This window comes from Cystobacter fuscus (assembly GCF_002305875.1).
Classification (GTDB): Bacteria; Myxococcota; Myxococcia; order Myxococcales; family Myxococcaceae; genus Cystobacter; species Cystobacter fuscus_A.
In genome coordinates, this window is sequence record NZ_CP022098.1 from 4465396 (window position 1) to 4481882 (window position 16487).

Genomic DNA, 16487 nt, shown 5'->3' on the forward strand with positions numbered 1-16487 from the left:
GGCGCGCATCGAGAGCGGCCGTTCTTCAAGAAATCCTGCCGGGCACCCCGGCCGCTCCCACCAACGCGCCCGATCCGGCCGGTGCGGTCGACTCCGGTGAGAGCCTGCCTCAACGCCAGACGTCCCCTCGCCCTCCACTCGAGAGGGCGAGGGAGCACTCCCGCTCAGGAGCGCGGGGTCGCCAGGTCCTCGCGCCTGGGCAGCGCCGCGTAGGAGCCCGGCCGGGTGACCGTGAACGAACCGCACCGGCACGCGAACTCCAGCGCCTGACGCACCAGCGCCGTGTCGGAGGCCCAGGCCGCCAGGGTCTTCCGGTTGAGTCGCGCATCCACCACGGTCGAGAGAAACCCTCCGATGAAGGCATCCCCGGCCGCCGTGGTGTCGACGACCTGGACCTTGGGCGGCGCCACCTGGAGGCGCGTGCGCGCCGTCACCGCCGTCACCGGCTCGCCTCCATCGGTGATGATGACCAGCGCGGCCCCGGCGGCCAGACGGGCCTGGAGCCAACGCTCCTCGGGCTCGTCCCCCCGCAGCAACTCCAGCTCCTCGCGTGCCAGTTTGATCAGCTGCGCCCGGTCGAGCAGCGCGGTGACCCGGGCGGCGTCCACGCGGTGGTCCGGCCACAGGTTGGCGCGGATGTTGGCGTCCACGCTGATCATCGCTCCCGCCTTCGCGGCCTCGTCCGCCACCGCGAAGGTCGTGGCGGTGATGGCCTCTTCCGTCAGCGTGTTCGAGCACAGGTGGAGGATGGACGAGGCGTCGAACAGGTTCGCGGGCAGGTGCTCGGGCCGGTACAGCAGGTCCGCCGCGGGAGGCCGGTAGAAGTCGAAGCGGCGGTCTCCCGAGGCATCCCGGGACACGAAGGCCAGGGCCGTCTTCGCCGCGCGGGTGCGCTCGACGTGGCGCACGTCCACGCCGTGCGAGGCCAGCTCAGCGAGGATGAAGTCGCCGAATTGATCCTGACCCAGCATGCCGACGAAGAGGCTCGGTACTCCGAGCCGCGCGCAGGCCACGGCCACGTTGGCGGGGGCTCCTCCGGCGTACGGCGTGAAGGTCTCCTTCTCGGTGGAGGCGCCCAGGCGGCTGGACAGCATGTCCACCAGGGCTTCTCCGAAGGCGATGAGGCGCGTCATGGTGGGTTGGCTCCTCACGCCGCGGGCGGGGTCTTGCTCGCGGGATCGAGCGACGTGAGCGTCGCCACGATGCCCTGGGTGTCGATCTGCTGGCGCAGCTTCAGGTACAGCTCGACGAAGCCCTGGTGCGCCGGAATCTGCGTGCCCACGACCTCCTTGAGCTGGATGAGCGTCATCGGCGAGTCGCTCGCCATCACCTTCTCGAGCAGGGGGCGCGCGTTGGGCTCGTTGATGGGATAGGCCTCTCCCTTCTCGTCCTTGCCCTTGAGGTAGCGATCATAGGCGGCGAGGAAGAAGGCGATGCGGTGGTAGGGCCGCCCGTTCTTGAGGATCTCGTGCAGGGTGGGCAGCACGAAGCCGGAGATCTTCGAGCCGCCGTCCATGCACAGGCGCGCGAGCTGATCTCCCACGGCCCGGTTGCCGAAGCGGCGCAGCAGCGTGTCCTTGTAGGACTCGATGTCGAGCCCGGGCAGCGATTTGAGCCACACGCCCGCGTCGTGATCCAGGAAGCCGCGCAGGTAGCTGAAGAAGAGCTTGTCGTGCAGGGCGTCGTCCACCTTGCGCAGGCCCGACAGGAAGGCCGGGTAGGAGAGCATCGTGTGGGACGCGTTGAGCAGGCGGATCTTCGCCTCCTCGTACGGGGACACGTCCTTCGTGAACATCACGCCCACCTCGTGCCAGTCGGGGCGGCCGTTGCGGAAGTCATCCTCCAGCACCCACTGGATGAAGTCCTCGCAGATGACGGGCGCGGCGTCGTCCACCTGGGTCAGCTCGCGCAGCTTCTGCCTGGCGGCGGCGTCCGTGGCCGGAGTGATTCGGTCCACCATGCCGTTGGGGAAGCCCACCTCGCGCTCGATCCACTCCGCGAGCTCCGCGGACCTCGCCCGGGCGAAGGCCACCACGGCGCGCCGGGCCTGGGCGCCGTTGTGGCGCAGGTTGTCGCAGGACATGACGGTGAAGGGCTTCACGCCCGCCTTGCGCCGGCGCTCCAGCGCTCCGACGATGTAGCCGAACGCGCCCTGGGGGGCTTCCGGGTGCGCCAGGTCATGCGCCACCGTGGGGTGCTCCAGGTTGAAGCGGCCGTGCTCGTCGAGCAGGTAGCCGCCCTCGGTGATGGTCAGCGAGACGATGCGGATGTCCGGATGGCTCAGCTTCGCCAGCACCGCCTCGGCGCTGTCCGGGGCGTAGAGGTACTCCACCATGCACTCCACGACGCGCGAGACGTGCGAGCCGTCCGGCGCCATCTCGCTCACGGTGTACAGGCCGTTCTGCTTCTTCATCGCCGCGGCCATGGCGGCGTCCTGGGGCAGCAGGTTGATGCCGCAGATGCCCCAGCCCTCCTGGCCGGGCCGGGCCAGCGCGCGGTCGGTGTAGATGGCCTGGTGCGCGCGATGGAACCCGCCCACGCCGATGTGGGCGATGCCGGCGCGCACCTTGGTGCGGTCATGGCCGGGGCGGACGATGGAGGCGGGCAGGGTGGAGAGATGGGCCTGATCGAGGGTATGCATGGTCGAGGGGGTGCTTCAGCGGAAGGTGGGATGGTGGATGGCGACGCCGTTGGCGTCGAAGACGTGGACGCGCTCGGGGTTGAGCTGGGCCGAGACGTCGGTGCCCTCGATGGCGCCCACGTCGCCCTCGCAGCGCACCGTGAGCCGGCCGCCGGAAGGCAGGGAGAGGTACGCATAGGCGTCGCTGCCCAGCCGCTCGATCATCTGCACGCGCCCCTGGATCGTGCCGCGTCCGGGCTCGGCCAGTGACATCTGCTCGGGCCGCACGCCCACCGTGACCCGGGTGCCCGCGGCGAGCGCCGGCAGGCCCGTGGGCACGGCAAGCTCGCCCCCGTTCACCAGCTTGAGCGCACCGCCCTCGAGCGTGGCGTCCAGGAAGACCATCTGCGGCATGCCGAGGAAGCTCGCGACGAACTTGTTCACCGGGCGGCGGTAGAGCTCCTGTGGCGGGCCGCTCTGCTCGATGTGGCCACCGTTGAAGATGACCACCTTGTTGGCGAGCGTCATCGCCTCCACCTGATCGTGGGTGACGTAGATCATCGTCGCCTTGAGATCCAGGTGCAGCCGGGCGAGCTCCAGGCGCATCTGCATGCGCAGCGCCGCGTCCAGGTTGGACAGGGGCTCGTCGAACAGGAAGATGCGCGGCTCGCGCACGATGGCGCGACCGATGGCCACGCGCTGGCGCTGTCCGCCCGAGAGCGCCGCCGGCTTGCGATCCAACAGCGGCTCGAGCTCCAGGATGCGCGCGGCGCGCGTCACCTTCTCGTCGATGATCTTCTTGTCCACCTTGGCCAGGTCCAGGGCGAAGGACATGTTCTGGCGGATGCTCATGTGGGGGTAGAGCGCGTAGGACTGGAACACCATCGCGAGGTTGCGCCTGGCGGAGGGCGCCTCGGTGATGTCCTGCCCGTCGAGAAGGATCTGCCCCGAGGTGACGGACTCCAGGCCGGCGATGAGGCGCAGGAGCGTGGACTTGCCGCAGCCGGAGGGGCCCAGGAAGACGCAGAAGTCGCGGTCGTCGACGCGCAGGTCCACGCCCTTGATGACGCGGGTGTCACCGAAGGACTTGGTCAGGGATTTGATTTCGAGTTGTGCCATGGACGTATTCCGTTACTTGACGGCGCCGAAGGTCAGGCCGCGGACGAGTTGTTTCTGCGAGCCCCAGCCCAGCAACACGATGGGGGCGCACGCGAGCGTGGAGATGGCGGACAGCTTGGCCCAGAACAGGCCTTGCGGACTGGAGAACGAGGCCACCAGGGCGCTGAGCGGCGAGGCCTGGGTGGTGGTGAGGTTGATGGACCAGAAGGCCTCGTTCCAGTTGAGGATGAGCGACAGGAGGGCCGTGGACGCCAGGCCTCCCCGGCTCACCGGCAGCAGCACGCGGAAGATCTCCTGGAGGAGCGTGGCGCCGTCCATGCGCGCCGCCTCGAGGATGTCCCGGGGCACGTCCCGGAAGTAGGTGTAGATCATCCACACCATGATGGGCAGGTTGACGAGCGCGAAGATGATGACGAGCACGAGGCGCGTGTCGAGCAGGCCCAGGTCGCGCGCCATCAGGTAGATGGGCACGAGCACGCCCACCGCCGGCAGCATCTTGGTGGACAGCATCCACGTGAGGATGCCCTGGGTGCGCTGGGTGGGGTGGAAGGCGAAGGAGTACGCCGCGGGCACCGCCACCAGCATGCCCACGAGCGTGGCGCCGCCGCTGGTGACGAGCGAGTTCCAGGCGAAGTGCAGGTAGTCGTTGGCCTCCATGATCTCCCGGTAGTTCTCCAGCGTGGGCTTGAAGAAGAACTCGGGGGGCATGGAGAACGCGCCCAGCTCCGTCTTGAAGCTGGTGATCACCATCCAGAAGATGGGGAAGAAGATGAGCAGGGCGATGAGCCAGGAGAAGATGGCGCGCACCGTTTCGGCGAGCTGTCGGCGTTGTTTCAGGGCGGACATGGTGGGGGAGTTCTAGGCCTGGGTGAGGGATTTGCCGAACACGCGCAACAGCAGGGCGGCGACCACGTTGGCGAGCACCACGGCCACGAGGCCGCCCGCGGACGCCGTGCCCACGTCGAACTCGAGCAGGGCCTGGGTGAAGACGAGGTAGGGCAGGTTGGTGGTCGCATCCCCCGGACCGCCGGAGGTGGTGGTGAAGATCTCGGCGAAGATGTTGAGCAGGAAGATGGCCTCCACCATGACGACCACGGCGATGGGGCGCGCCAGGTGCGGCAGGGTGAGGTAGCGGAAGATGGACACCGGCGTCGCGCCGTCCATCTGCGCCGCTTCCTTCTGCTCCTGATCCATGGACTGCAGGGACGTCACGAAGATGAGGATGGCGAAAGGCAGCCACTCCCACGAGACGATGATGATGATGGACAGCAGGGGCCAGTCGGAGAACCAGTTGATGGGGGTGAGGCCCACCAACTGGAACAGCCACGCGAACAGCCCCGACACCGGGTTCATCAGCAGGTTCTTCCAGATGAGCGCGCTCACCGTGGGCATGATGAAGAAGGGCGAGATGAGCAACATGCGCACCACGCCCTGTCCCGGAAACTTCGCGTCCACCAGCACGCTGATGAGCACGCCCAGCACCACCGTGATGACCAGCACGCTGCCCACCAGTTTGAGTGTGGTGACCAGGCTGTTCAGGAAGCTCGACGAGGAGAGGAAATAGGAGAAGTTCTCCAGGCCCGCGAAGCCCCGGTTCTCGGGGTCGAGCAGGAGGTAGTTCTGCGTCGAGAAATACACCGTGAAGGCCAGCGGGACGATCATCCAGATGAACAGCAGGAGGATCGCGGGTGACGCCGTGAGGCGTCCGGCACGTCGGGATTCACGAGCGGCTTCGCTCATCGAGGTACTCCAAGGGGGGTCAGCGGTGGGGTAGGGGGCGGCGTGGCGCGTGTGTGACTACTTGAAGTAGCCCGCGCGCTTCATCGTGCGCTGCACCGATTCGTTCAGGGTCTTCAGCTCCGCGTCGACCTTGGTGCTGCCCGTGAGGGCGCCGGAGATGCTCTTGCCCACGAGCGTGCCGATGGCCTGGAACTCGGGGATGGTGGCGAACTGGACGCCGGTGTACGGCACGGGCTTGAGCGTGGGCGAGTCGGGGTTGGCCGTCTGGATGGCCTCCTGGGTGACGCGCGCGAAGGGCGTGGCCTTCATGTACTCGGCGTTGGCGTAGGTGGACAGGCGCGTGCCCGGCGGCATCGCGGAGATGCCATGGCGCTTGGCCACGAGGTTGGCGTACTCCTTGGACGTGGCCCACTGGATGAAGTCGAACGCGGCCTGCTGCTGCTTGGAGCTGGTGGGGACCGCCAGCGCCCACGTCCACAGCCAGGAGCTGCCCTTGGGGGTGACCTGGCGCGGCGCCTTGACGAAGCCCACCTTGTCCGGCACCTGGCTCTGCGTCTTGTCGGTGACGAAGGCCCCCGCCACGCTCGCGTCCACCCACATGGCACATTTGCCCGCGTTGAACAGCGTGAGGTTCTCGTTGAATCCGTTGCTGCTCGGCCCCGGCGGGCCGAACTTGCTCAGCAGATCCACGTAGAAGTTCACCGCCTGGCTCCACTCGGGCGTGGTGAGCTGGGGTTGCCACTTCTCGTCGAACCAGCGTCCGCCGTAGGCGTTCACGATGGTGGTGACGAGCGCCATGTTCTCGCCCCAGCCCGCCTTGCCGCGCAGACAGATGCCGTACACGTTCTTGGAGGGATCGTGCAGCTTCTCCGCGAAGCCGCGGATCTCCGTCCAGGTGGGCTCCTCGGGCATCTTCAGGCCCTTGGCCGCGAACAAGTCCGTGCGGTAGTAGGTGATGGAGCCCTCGGAGTAGAAGGGCAGCGCGCGCAGCTTGCCGTCCACGCTCAACTGCTTGCGCACGTTGGGCATGAGATCGTCCACGTCATACGTGGGCGAGAACTTCTCCAGCGGCAGGAGCCAGTTCTTGCGCCCCCACATGGGCGCCTCGTACGCCCCGATGGTGATGATGTCGAACTGCCCGCCCCCGGTGGTGATGTCCGTGGTGAGCCGCTGGCGCAGCGTGTTCTCCTCGAGCACCACCCAGCGCAGCTCCACATCGGGATGCTGCTCCGTATAGGTCTTCGACAGCGCCTGCATGCGGACCATGTCACCGTTGTTGACGGTGCCAATCGTCAGCGTGGTGGCGGCCAGGGCACTGCCAGAACCCAGCAACAATCCGAGCCCAAAAGCGGTGCGGGCAGCGAATGATTTCTTCATGTGGCGACTCCAGGAACAGACGCCACGACACACGCGGAGCGCATGTCGGGACGGTCGGGGGAACTTTGAGGCGAGGTGTCGGACTTCGACACCCTCAGTCCATCAAATCCCCTCAACCTGATCCAAGAGGATTCACCTCGAGCTCGCTTATCTCAGGTGACGAGAGTTCAGCTGATGAGCATTCAGCCCCGATCGCGGCGCACCTGGGCCTTGCGGCCACGCAGCGTGGTCTGACGCAACGCGGCGATGACTTGATCCGCGAGCGACTCGGGGACCTCGACGAGCGAGTACGTGTCGCCAATCTGGATGGCGCCGATGCGCTTGCCTTCCACGCCCGCCTCGCCCGCGATGGCGCCCACGAGATCCGAGGGTCGCACGCCGGCCTGGCGGCCCACGCCGATGAACAGCCGCGCCATGTCGAAGGACGCGTCGGGCGGCGCGCGGCGCTTGGCGCTGCGAGGCGCGTCCGGTCGGGTGCCGGGCCCGGCGGGGCGCTCGCCGGAGCGGGGGCCCCGGGGCGCGCGAGGACCCTTGTCCGACGGCGGGGTCACCAGGGGGATCTCCTCCTCCTCCTCGCTCTGACCATCCACCTGTGCGTCGTGGAGCAGCTTCACCGCGGCGGCCGCCACGTCCACCAGGTCGAACTCGGAGGCGAGGCTCTCCACGACGGAGCGGTAGGAGTCGAGCTCGCCCGCGACGAGCGCCTCGCGCAGGGAGGCGCGCACGAGCTCCAGCCGACGCGCGCGCAGGTCGGCCACGGTGGGCACGGTAGCCAGTTCGATCTTCTGGCCGGTGAGCTTCTCGATGTTGCGCAGCAGCCGGTGCTCGCGGGGCTCGGCGAGGGTGATGGCCACGCCCTCGCGTCCGGCGCGGCCCGTGCGGCCGATGCGGTGCACGTACGCCTCGGGCGCGTTGGGCACGTCGTAGTTGACGACGTGGGACAGCTTCTCGATGTCCAGTCCGCGCGCGGCCACGTCCGTGGCGATGAGCAGCTCCACCGCGTGGCTCTTGAACTGCTTGAGCACGCGGTCGCGCTGCGACTGATCCATGCCGCCGTGGAGCGCCTGGGCGCGCCAGCCCCGGCCGTTGAGCGACACGGTGAGCTCATCCACCTCGGTGCGCGTGCGGCAGAAGACGATGGCGGTGGTGGGAGCCTCCACGTCCAGCACGCGCCCGAGCGTGGCGGCCTTGAAGGGGCGCGGGACGATATAGGCCACCTGGCGCACGCGGGGCCCGGTGCCGGCGGGCAGCTTCTCCTTGGCGATCTTCACGTGCACGGGCGAGTGCAGGTGCCGCTCGGCGATGGAGGCGATGCGCGGGGGCAGGGTGGCCGAGAAGAGCGCCGTCTGCCGCTCCTGGGGGGTGGCATCGAGGATGGCTTCCAGGTCCTCGGCGAAGCCCATGTCGAGCATCTCGTCGGCCTCGTCGAGCACCACGGTGCGCAGCGAGTCGAGCAGGAGCGACTGGCGCTTGAGGTGATCCAACGCGCGTCCGGGCGTGGCGACGACCACGTCCACGCCGCGCTTGAGCACGCGCAGCTGCTGGCCGATGGGCTGGCCGCCGTAGAGCGGCAGCACGCTCACGCCCATCTTCTGACCATAGCGGTGGATGGCCTCGGCCACCTGCATGGCCAGCTCGCGCGTGGGCACGAGCACGAGCGCGGACGTGGAGAAGGGCGCGCGCTGGCCCGGGGTGAGCCGCTGCAGCAGCGGCAGGGAGAAGGCGGCGGTCTTTCCCGTTCCCGTGGCGGCGATGCCCAGCAAGTCCTTGCCAGCGATCAACGGGGGCAGGGCGGCGCGCTGGATGGGCGTGGGCTCCTCGTAGCCGAGTGCGCCGAGCGCCTCCACGAGGGGGGCATCCAGGCCCAGTTGTTCGAAAGTGGGGATGGTATCGGAGGGGGTGTTCACGTTGCGGCCGCTTGTAGCACCGCCTCCGGCTCAGGTCTCTTGGCTCGGAGAAGGGGGCGCGGAGGACTGGTTCAATGTGAGAATGAACCGGGTGCCGCCCTCGGGCCGGTTTTCCACGGAGAGCGTTCCGCCCACCCGGAGCACGTACTCCCGGCAAAGGGCGAGCCCCAGGCCCACACCCCTCGTGGAGTACGGGGGGCTGAAGAAGGGATCGAAGAGCCGGGGCAGCACGTCCTGGGGAATCCCCGGCCCGTCGTCCTCCACCACCACCTGGACGTCGCGGGCGGTCCGCCAGGCCTTCAAGAGGATGCGCGCGGGGCGCTCGGGCTCGGCCTCCTCCAGTGTCTGCGCCGCGTGGAGCAGCAGGTTGAGCAGCACCTGCATCAGGTGCCGCTGTCCCAGCCGGACGTTGGGCAGCTCCTCGGAAAGGTCCAACACCACCTCGCTCCGGGAGTGCAGCCGCGACAGGGCCAGCCGTCGCGCCTCCTCCATGGCCTGGCGGGGCGAGCCCTCCTGCTCGGGGGCGCCCATGGGGTGCGAGTACTGCCTGAGCTCCGTGATGATCCGCTGGATGCGCAGCACGCCCTGGCGCGTCTCGTCCAGCAGCTCGTGCAGCTCCTCCACGTCGGTGGGCCTGTCCGTGCTCGTCAGCGCGTGCTGCAGGTAGTGCAGGTTGGACTTCACGAAGGCCAGGGGGTTGTTCACCTCGTGCGCCACGCCGGCCGCGAGCTGCCCCACCATCATCAGCCGCTCCATGTCCGCGCGTTCGCTCTCGGCGTGGCGCCGCAACCGCTCGCTCTCGGCCAGCCGCTCCAGGGCCTGGAGCCGCTCCTCCTGCGCCAGTTGCTCCGCCTGACGCAGCTTCCGGTAGCTCCTGCCCGCGTAGAGCCCGATGCTACCGATGGCTCCATAGGAGAGCATCTGGGGCAGGAAGCCGCGCGGCGGGATGCCCGCGAAGTGGTTGATGAGCAGGATCGCCCCCATCATCGCCACGAGCGACACCAGCGTCGGCAGCCGGGCGTTGGGGGTGAACATCGACACCAGGAGCGGCACGGACACGAGCGTCACGAGGTAGGGGCTCTCGGTCCCTCCGGTCAGCAGGGTGAGCTGGGTCATGCACACGAGGCACACCAGTCCGGACAGGAGTCCGGGCGTCCCGGACTTCATGTGCCCCGAGCCCACCCCCACGCCCAGCAGGACGAAGCTGGCGATCCAGGAGAGCTGGACGCGCACCGTGGCCTCCACCGCCGTCCAGACGAAGCCGGACAGCGCGCACCGGGCCAGCATGGTCACCAGGATGATCGCCGCGGAGACGAAGAAGACCCGGCTTCTGACCCGGCGGGCGGCGAGCATGGTCTTCATGGGGGATTCATGGGGGGAGGATCAGGTTGCCATGGGGGGGTGTCATACGGCGCGGGCCGGTGGCGGCGCCCGGGGCAAACATCTGGTTTCGGACACTGGCTGAAACACCGCTTGCCGGGAGCGAAGTGCCGCTCGAAGGGGACGCGTGGACTCGGCCCCCATGAATCCTCTCGTCCTGCTCGGATGTGGTGACACGTTGACGCGGCTGGCGCTCGTGGAGGCGCCGCGCGGGCGCCTCGTGCGGGCGGTGACGCGCGACCCCGGCCGCCGGGAGACCCTGGCGCGCGCGGGAGTCGCGCTCGTGTCCCTGGAGGAGGCCGTGGCGTCGGCGGCGGGGGCCGAGGTGGTCATCTCCATTCCTCCCGATGCGGGTCTCGACGCGTTCCTGGCCGAGGCGCTGGCGCGGGCGCGCCCCTCGCGCCTCGTCTATCTCTCCTCCACGGGGGTCTACGGGAGCGCGCGGGGACACGTGGACGAGGACACCCCGGTGCAGCCCGAGGCGCCCAACGCCCGGGGACGGCTCGACGCGGAGGCCGCCTACCGGCCGCTCGGGGGCATCGCCCTGCGCATCGCGGGCATCTATGGTCCCGGCCGGGGCATGCACGAGCGCGTCCTCGCCGGGACGGCCCGCATCCCCGAGGGTGGGGGGGGCCGCATCTCGCGGGTGCATGTGGAGGACATGGTGGAGGCCCTGCGCGTGGTGTTGGCGCGGGGCACTCCCGGCGCGACGTATTGCGTGGCGGATGACCGGCCCGCCTCCCAGGCGGAAACCCTGGGCTGGCTGTGCGCGCGGCTGGGCGTGCCTCCACCCCCCACGGTGCCCCTGGCCTCGCTGCACCCCTCGCTCCGAGGAGATCGGGCCATCTCCAATGCCAGGCTCAAGGTCCTCGGCTGGCGGCCGCGCTACCCGGACTTCGTCGCGGGCTTCTCGGCGCTGCTGGCGGACCGCGGCGGCTGAGGTCCAGCGACTTCTTTCAGCGTTCAGCCGTTCAGCCGTTCAGCACAGAAGGTGCTCTTTCCGCTGGATGAAGGTCAGGTCCAGGATGACGGCGTCTGGATTCACCGAAACGTTACGACCGCGTACGGACCGGGTTCTCTTCCGGGGCTCGATGCTGTCAGGCTACGGGCTTCGTTTGTTTCAGACCGTTGCCGGATGCGCGGGCGGGGGAACGCGAAGCCGGCCAGAAGGGGCCACATGTCCACTTTGCTAGCGGCGTTCAACGAGGGTGTCAGCCATTCGATCGCCGGCCGCCACGAGGCCGCTCTTCAGGTATTCAATCGAGTGTTGGCCCAGGATCCCCACCACGTGCTGGCGCTCAGCGCCAAGGGCTCCGTGCTCACCAGTCTGGGCCGGCCGCGCGAGGCGCTCAAATGCTTCGAGCGCGCCATCGATCTGGATCCCGAGACGGCCGAGCACTACCGCAACGCGGCGCTCTGCCAGCTCGAGCTGGACGAGCCCGAGCAGGCCCGTTCCCTGCTGGAGCAGGCCCAGGAGCTCAACCCCGAGGAGGGTTGGCGTGCGGGGATGGCGGTGGAGATCACCCAGCTGGGCGAGGCGCTGCTGAAGGAGTCGGGCAAGCAGCGCACGCGGGGCATCGGGTTGACGGGCAAGGCGCGCTACCGGCACGCGCGCCACGTGCTGGAGGTGGCGCTGGAGCTGTACCCGGGTGGGACGGACGCGGCGCGCGCGCTGGCCGAGGTCTGGGCGCACCTCGGGGACACCGAGAAGCGTGACCACTACAACCAGCTCGCGGTCCGGTTGATGCGTCCCATCGCGGGCTGAGGGCACGTCCCCCGTCCGGAGCTTCGGAACGGGGGTCCCCGGCGGAGAAAAAAATCGGGGAGAAAATCAGCGGTATGCCGCCCGGGCGGCTCCCGCGTCCTCCAGTGTGGAAACCGAGTCGCGAGGTCCCACCGTGAAGGACACAGCCGTCATCCAGGAGACGCCGGGAGGAGAGAGGGGGCTCGCCCTCGACTTCGACGCGCTCGTCCTGGGTGAACAGGCCGCGCTCCTGAGGTTGGCCCGCCGGCTCGTCTGGGAGGGCGAGGAGGCGAGGGACCTGGTGCAGTCCGCCCTGGCCGACGCCTACGAGAAACGTCACTCCTTGAGGGATCCCCGGGCGGGACCGGCCTGGCTGCGGCGCATCCTCGTCTCGCGCGCGATGGGCCACCTGCGCCGGCGGCGGGTCTGGCACGTGCTGCGTGAGGCCTTGGACCTGGGTCCCTCCGCCCCACCTTCCCCCGAGGAGTCCTTCACGGGCGCCGAGCGCTGGCACGCGTTCGGCCGGGCCTTGCGCACGCTCCCGGCCCAGCAGGCCACGGCCTTCTCCCTGCGCTACCTCGAGGGGCTCGACCTCGATGCCATCGCCGACGCCATGAACATCACCCGCGGCACGGTCCGCATCCACCTCTACCGGGCGCTCCAGAAGCTCAAGGCCGCGGACGCGCTGCGAGGAGACACCCCATGAGCTGCCAGGACTTCGCCGCGGCCCTCGTGGACGAGCAACTGCCCCGGCCTCCGGGGCTCCAGGCCCACCTGGAGCACTGCGAGGACTGCCGCGCGCTCGCCCGCTTCCATTCCTCCGCGGGGCGGCTGCGGCTTCCCGAGCCGCCCCTTCCTCCCGCCTTCACGCCCGAGGCCATCCGCGGGGAGGTGCGTCGCCGCCAGTACCGCCGTCGATGGGTGGCCGGCGCGGGGGCCTCCTGCGCCGCGGCGCTCCTGGCCTTCGTCCTCTCGGCGCGAGACGAGGCTCCGGAGTACGTGCCTCAGCCAGGCGTGCCGCTCGAGGGCGTCCTGAGCGTCGAGCCCCTCGCGAGCACCGGGGAGCGTCCCCCGGACACCCGGGTCCAGGGGGACTTCGAGCTGGAGGCCCTGGTGCGAGAGGTGGACGGCTACACGCGCACCCGTCCGGCCGTCGAGGACAGGGCGTACGCCACCTTCGGCCTGCTCGCCACCTGGGTGCGTCCGCCGGACTCCACGGCGCTCGACGCCGAGCCCTTCCGGACGGCCCTCCGGGTCATCCATCCCTCGCGGTCGCAGTGAAACGCAGTCAGTCCAAGGAGAGTGGAACCATGTTGAAGAACCTGTGGTGTGCCCTCGGAATCCTCGCCGCCGTGCCCGCCTTCGCGCAGGACAAGGAGACGGTGGTGACGGTCAACGCGGAGAAGGGCGCCGGGAGCGAGCGCACCGTGCGCATCGTTCGCACCCGGGGCGGTCCCCTGGGGCCGGCGTCCTCGGGGATTCCCCCGGAGCTGGTGGAGAAGCTGGGGCTGCCCAAGGCGACGGTGAGCAAGGTCCAGGATCTCATCTTCGACTCCAACCAGGAGCTCATCTCCCTGGAGGCGGAGCACAAGCGCACGCAGCTGGCGCTGGAGCGGGAGCTGCGCCAGGACACCCCCAATGAGTCCACCGTGAAGGATCTGGTGGAGAAGGTGGGCCGTGCCGAGACGGCCGTGCGGCAGAACCGGGTGGCGTTGATGGTGACCATCAAGAAGCTCCTCGGCCCCGACACCTGGCGGAAGCTGGAGGCGGAGATGAACACCCATTCCTTCCCGATCCCTCCGGCGCCCCCCGCGCCCCCCGCGCCCCCGGCGTTTCCGGCCGCCCCCGCGCCCCGGGCCGCCCCCGCGCCGAACCCGGGCCCGTGAGCCCGGGGGACTGGCGTCCCGCCCCGGAGCGGTGAAGAGCCCACATTCCACGATACCGGCCCTTTCCGTCCGCTGGCGCCAGTGGACATAGTTCCGGTCCATGGACAATGACCCGAAGGGTGCCTCGCTCGACGCGGATGCGGCTCAGTTGCAGCGCCTGGGCTATGCGCAGCAACTCCTCCGGGAGATGGGCGGTTTCTCCAACTTCGCCGTCTCCTTCTCCATCATCTCCATCCTCACCGGAGCCGTGACGCTCTACGGCCATGGCTTGCGCTTTGGCGGGCCCTTCGTCATGGCGGTGGGCTGGCCGCTGGTGGCGGTGATGACGCTGATGGTGGCGGCGAGCCTCGCCCAGCTCGCCTCCTCGTTCCCCACGGCGGGAGCGCTCTACCACTGGTCCGCCATGCTGGGCGGGCCCCGGGTGGGCTTCTTCACGGCGTGGCTGAACACCATCGGCCAGTTCGCCATCACCGCGGGCATCGACTATGGCCTCGCGGAGTTCGTCGCGGACATGCTCGGCTGGCCCCGCGAGCGCGGCTACGTGCTGCCGCTCTACGCGCTCATCCTCTTCTCCCACGCGGTGCTCAACCACGTGGGCGTGCGCGCGGTGGCGCTGCTCAACAACCTGTCGGCCTGGTACCACGTGGCCGGGGTGGCGCTGCTCATCGGCGCGCTGGTGGCCTTCGCGCCCCGGCGCGACCTGGGCTTCCTCCTCACGCGCTTCACCGCCGAGGACCACGTCTACTCCTACGGCTTCCTCATCGGCCTGTTGCAGGCGCAGTGGACGTTCACCGGCTACGACGCGAGCGCCCACGTGTCCGAGGAGACGAAGGATCCCACGCGCAACGCTCCCTGGGGCATCTTCCTGTCCGTGGCGGTGAGCGCGGTGGTGGGCTACGTGCTGCTGGTGGGGGTGACGCTGGCCATCCGGGACCTGCCGGCCGCGGCCGACGCGCCCAACCCCTTCCTGTACGTGCTGCGCGATTCACTCGGGCCCGCGCTCGGTGGGGCGCTGGTGTGGATCGCCATCGGGGCCATGTGGTTCTGCGGGCTGTCCTCGGTGACGTCCAACTCGCGCATGCTCTTCGCCTTCGCGCGCGACGGGGGGCTGCCGGCCTCGCCGCGGCTGGCGAGCGTGTCGCCGCGCTTCCGCAGCCCGCATGTGGCCGTCTGGGTGTCCGTGGTGGCGGCCTTCGTGGTGGCCATCTGGAGCGGGGCCTACGCGGCCATGGTGGCGCTCAGCACGCTGGCGCTCTACGCCTCGTATGCCGTGCCCATCTGGGTGGGCTGGAGGGCCCGGCGCAACGGCACCTGGTCCCATCGGGGCCCGTGGGACCTGGGGCGCTTCTCGCCGCTGGTCAACGGGGTGGCGCTCGCCTGGTGCGCGGCCATCATGGTGCTCTTCGTCCTGCCGCCCAACGAGCTGGCGGGCTACACGTTCGCCGGCTGTCTGGCCCTGCTCGTCCTCTACTGGGTGGCGTTCCAGCGCCATACCTTCGTGGGACCCAAGGTGACCCTGCTTCACCCGGCGTCCTCCCCGGCACCGGCGGCTCCGGCCCATCCTGGGACGTGAGACCGGCCGCGTCTGGTGCTAGCTAGGAAGAGGGGAATCCTCCCCGCCACGTCTGGAGCCGTACCCATGAGCAAGCGGCAGCAGTCCGACTCCTCCGAGCTGGTGGCCGCCGCGGCGGCCATCGAGGAGGAGCTGCGCAAGTTCGAGTCCCTCGCCCAGGAGGTCCGCACCGGGCCCCTGCGCGCGCAGAAGCACCTGGAGAAGATGGGCCACCTGCTCAACTCCGTGGCGGACTGCGACGAGCGCCTGGTGGCTCACATGCGCTCGCTGCTGGGCGTGCTCAATGGGTGGAGGGATCGCCAGCAGGCCCTGGCCGCCGAGGTGAACAGCCGCGCGCAGGAGCTGCAGGCGCGCACGCGGGTGTACCAGTCGCTCATGGAGCGCTTCGCCGGTCTGGGGCAGGAAGCCGGCTCGCTCAGCGCGACCATGCAGGGGCTGGCGGGAAGGACGCAGGGCGAGCCGGTGAAGCCCGAGGATCTCATCAGCTCGCTGCAGGGGGTGAACGAGCGCATGGCGCGGGTGGCCGAGAGCGCCCAGACGCTGGCCAACGACGCGCGGGAGCAGGACTTCGTGGACATCTCCCGCGACGCCGAGTCGCTGCGCCAGCAGCTCCTGGCGGCGCTCAACCGGGCCAACCTCCTGCAACAGAAGCTGCACCCGGCGAACGCCTGAGCCCTCCTCAGGACGCCTTGGGCAGCTTCTTCGGCAGCTTCGTGCCGCCCAGCTCCAGCACGTGCTGGAAGTGCTCCGCGGTGACGGGGGCCACGCTCAGCCGGCTCCGGGTGATGAGCGGAAAGTCTCCGAGCGCCGGGGTGGCCTTGACGGTGGCGAGCGTCACCGGCTTCTGGAGCGCCAGCAGGGGGCCCATCTGCACCGAGGCCCAGTCCTCCCCGGGCGCCGTGGGGTCCTCGGTGGGGGAGGTGAGCACCCGGGCCACGCCCACCACGGCCTTGTCCTCGTTGGAGTGGTAGTAGAGACACAAATCCCCGGGCTTCATCGCCCGGAGGTTGTTGCGGGCCTCGAAGTTGCGCACTCCCGACCACTCCGTCCGTCCCTCGCGCTCCAGTTGGGCGTAGGCGTAGACGGATGGCTCACTCTTGATCAGCCAGTACTGGGGTTTCGCCATGACGGCCCATGCTAG

General features: G+C 69.4%; 16 protein-coding genes. 7 read left to right on the forward strand and 9 right to left on the reverse strand.

Annotated elements, in window-relative coordinates:
• Positions 1-164 precede the first annotated feature (164 nt).
• From CYFUS_RS18410 to CYFUS_RS18445, 8 genes are all read right to left on the reverse strand, one after another.
• The gene (locus tag CYFUS_RS18410) at positions 165-1133 is read right to left on the reverse strand and encodes a carbohydrate kinase family protein (protein ID WP_095986408.1); all 969 of its coding nucleotides are present in this window, start codon (positions 1131-1133) and stop codon (positions 165-167) included.
• Positions 1134-1147: 14 nt separating this feature from the next.
• Positions 1148-2641: a mannitol dehydrogenase family protein gene (locus CYFUS_RS18415; RefSeq protein WP_095986409.1), complete on the reverse strand. Its 1494-nt coding sequence runs from the start codon at positions 2639-2641 to the stop codon at positions 1148-1150.
• 15 nt (positions 2642-2656) lie between these two features.
• The gene (locus CYFUS_RS18420) at positions 2657-3739 is read right to left on the reverse strand and encodes an ABC transporter ATP-binding protein (RefSeq protein WP_095986410.1); all 1083 of its coding nucleotides are present in this window, start codon (positions 3737-3739) and stop codon (positions 2657-2659) included.
• Between the two features lie 12 nt (positions 3740-3751).
• Positions 3752-4585 (reverse strand): carbohydrate ABC transporter permease, encoded by an 834-nt coding sequence (locus CYFUS_RS18425; RefSeq protein ID WP_095986411.1) that lies wholly within the window; start codon positions 4583-4585, stop codon positions 3752-3754.
• 12 nt (positions 4586-4597) lie between these two features.
• A complete protein-coding gene (locus CYFUS_RS18430; RefSeq protein ID WP_095986412.1) occupies positions 4598-5479 on the reverse strand; it encodes a carbohydrate ABC transporter permease in 882 nt (293 codons plus the stop codon).
• A gap of 57 nt (positions 5480-5536) precedes the next feature.
• Entirely contained in the window at positions 5537-6856 is a 1320-nt protein-coding gene (locus CYFUS_RS18435) for an ABC transporter substrate-binding protein (RefSeq protein WP_095986413.1), read from the reverse strand.
• 182 nt (positions 6857-7038) lie between these two features.
• Positions 7039-8763 (reverse strand): DEAD/DEAH box helicase, encoded by a 1725-nt coding sequence (locus CYFUS_RS18440; protein WP_157758509.1) that lies wholly within the window; start codon positions 8761-8763, stop codon positions 7039-7041.
• A gap of 30 nt (positions 8764-8793) precedes the next feature.
• Positions 8794-10125, reverse strand: a complete 1332-nt coding sequence (locus CYFUS_RS18445; protein ID WP_095986414.1) for a sensor histidine kinase — start codon at positions 10123-10125, stop codon at positions 8794-8796.
• 160 nt (positions 10126-10285) lie between these two features.
• Between CYFUS_RS18445 and CYFUS_RS18450 the strand changes: the two genes are divergently transcribed.
• The 7 genes from CYFUS_RS18450 (at position 10286) to CYFUS_RS18480 (ending at position 16018) form a co-directional block, all read left to right on the forward strand.
• A complete protein-coding gene (locus tag CYFUS_RS18450; protein WP_095992093.1) occupies positions 10286-11083 on the forward strand; it encodes an NAD-dependent epimerase/dehydratase family protein in 798 nt (265 codons plus the stop codon).
• A 237-nt stretch (positions 11084-11320) separates the two neighbouring features.
• The gene (locus CYFUS_RS18455; RefSeq protein WP_095986415.1) at positions 11321-11908 is read left to right on the forward strand and encodes a tetratricopeptide repeat protein; all 588 of its coding nucleotides are present in this window, start codon (positions 11321-11323) and stop codon (positions 11906-11908) included.
• A 133-nt stretch (positions 11909-12041) separates the two neighbouring features.
• On the forward strand, positions 12042-12593 hold the full coding sequence (locus CYFUS_RS18460) for an RNA polymerase sigma factor (RefSeq protein WP_095986416.1): 552 nt from the start codon (positions 12042-12044) through the stop codon (positions 12591-12593).
• Positions 12590-13168, forward strand: coding sequence for a hypothetical protein (locus CYFUS_RS18465; RefSeq protein WP_095986417.1), 579 nt, complete (start codon positions 12590-12592; stop codon positions 13166-13168). The genes CYFUS_RS18460 and CYFUS_RS18465 overlap by 4 nt, the downstream gene beginning before the upstream one ends.
• 29 nt (positions 13169-13197) lie before the next feature.
• Positions 13198-13773 (forward strand): hypothetical protein, encoded by a 576-nt coding sequence (locus tag CYFUS_RS50665; RefSeq protein WP_157758510.1) that lies wholly within the window; start codon positions 13198-13200, stop codon positions 13771-13773.
• A gap of 100 nt (positions 13774-13873) precedes the next feature.
• On the forward strand, positions 13874-15346 hold the full coding sequence (locus CYFUS_RS18475) for an amino acid permease (RefSeq protein ID WP_095986418.1): 1473 nt from the start codon (positions 13874-13876) through the stop codon (positions 15344-15346).
• A 66-nt stretch (positions 15347-15412) separates the two neighbouring features.
• Complete coding sequence (locus CYFUS_RS18480) at positions 15413-16018, forward strand: hypothetical protein (RefSeq protein ID WP_095986419.1); 606 nt, start codon at positions 15413-15415, stop codon at positions 16016-16018.
• 7 nt (positions 16019-16025) lie between these two features.
• Here the strand turns inward: CYFUS_RS18480 and CYFUS_RS18485 are convergent, their stop codons facing one another.
• Positions 16026-16472 (reverse strand): EVE domain-containing protein, encoded by a 447-nt coding sequence (locus tag CYFUS_RS18485; protein ID WP_095986420.1) that lies wholly within the window; start codon positions 16470-16472, stop codon positions 16026-16028.
• Between the last annotated feature and the right edge of the window lie 15 nt (positions 16473-16487).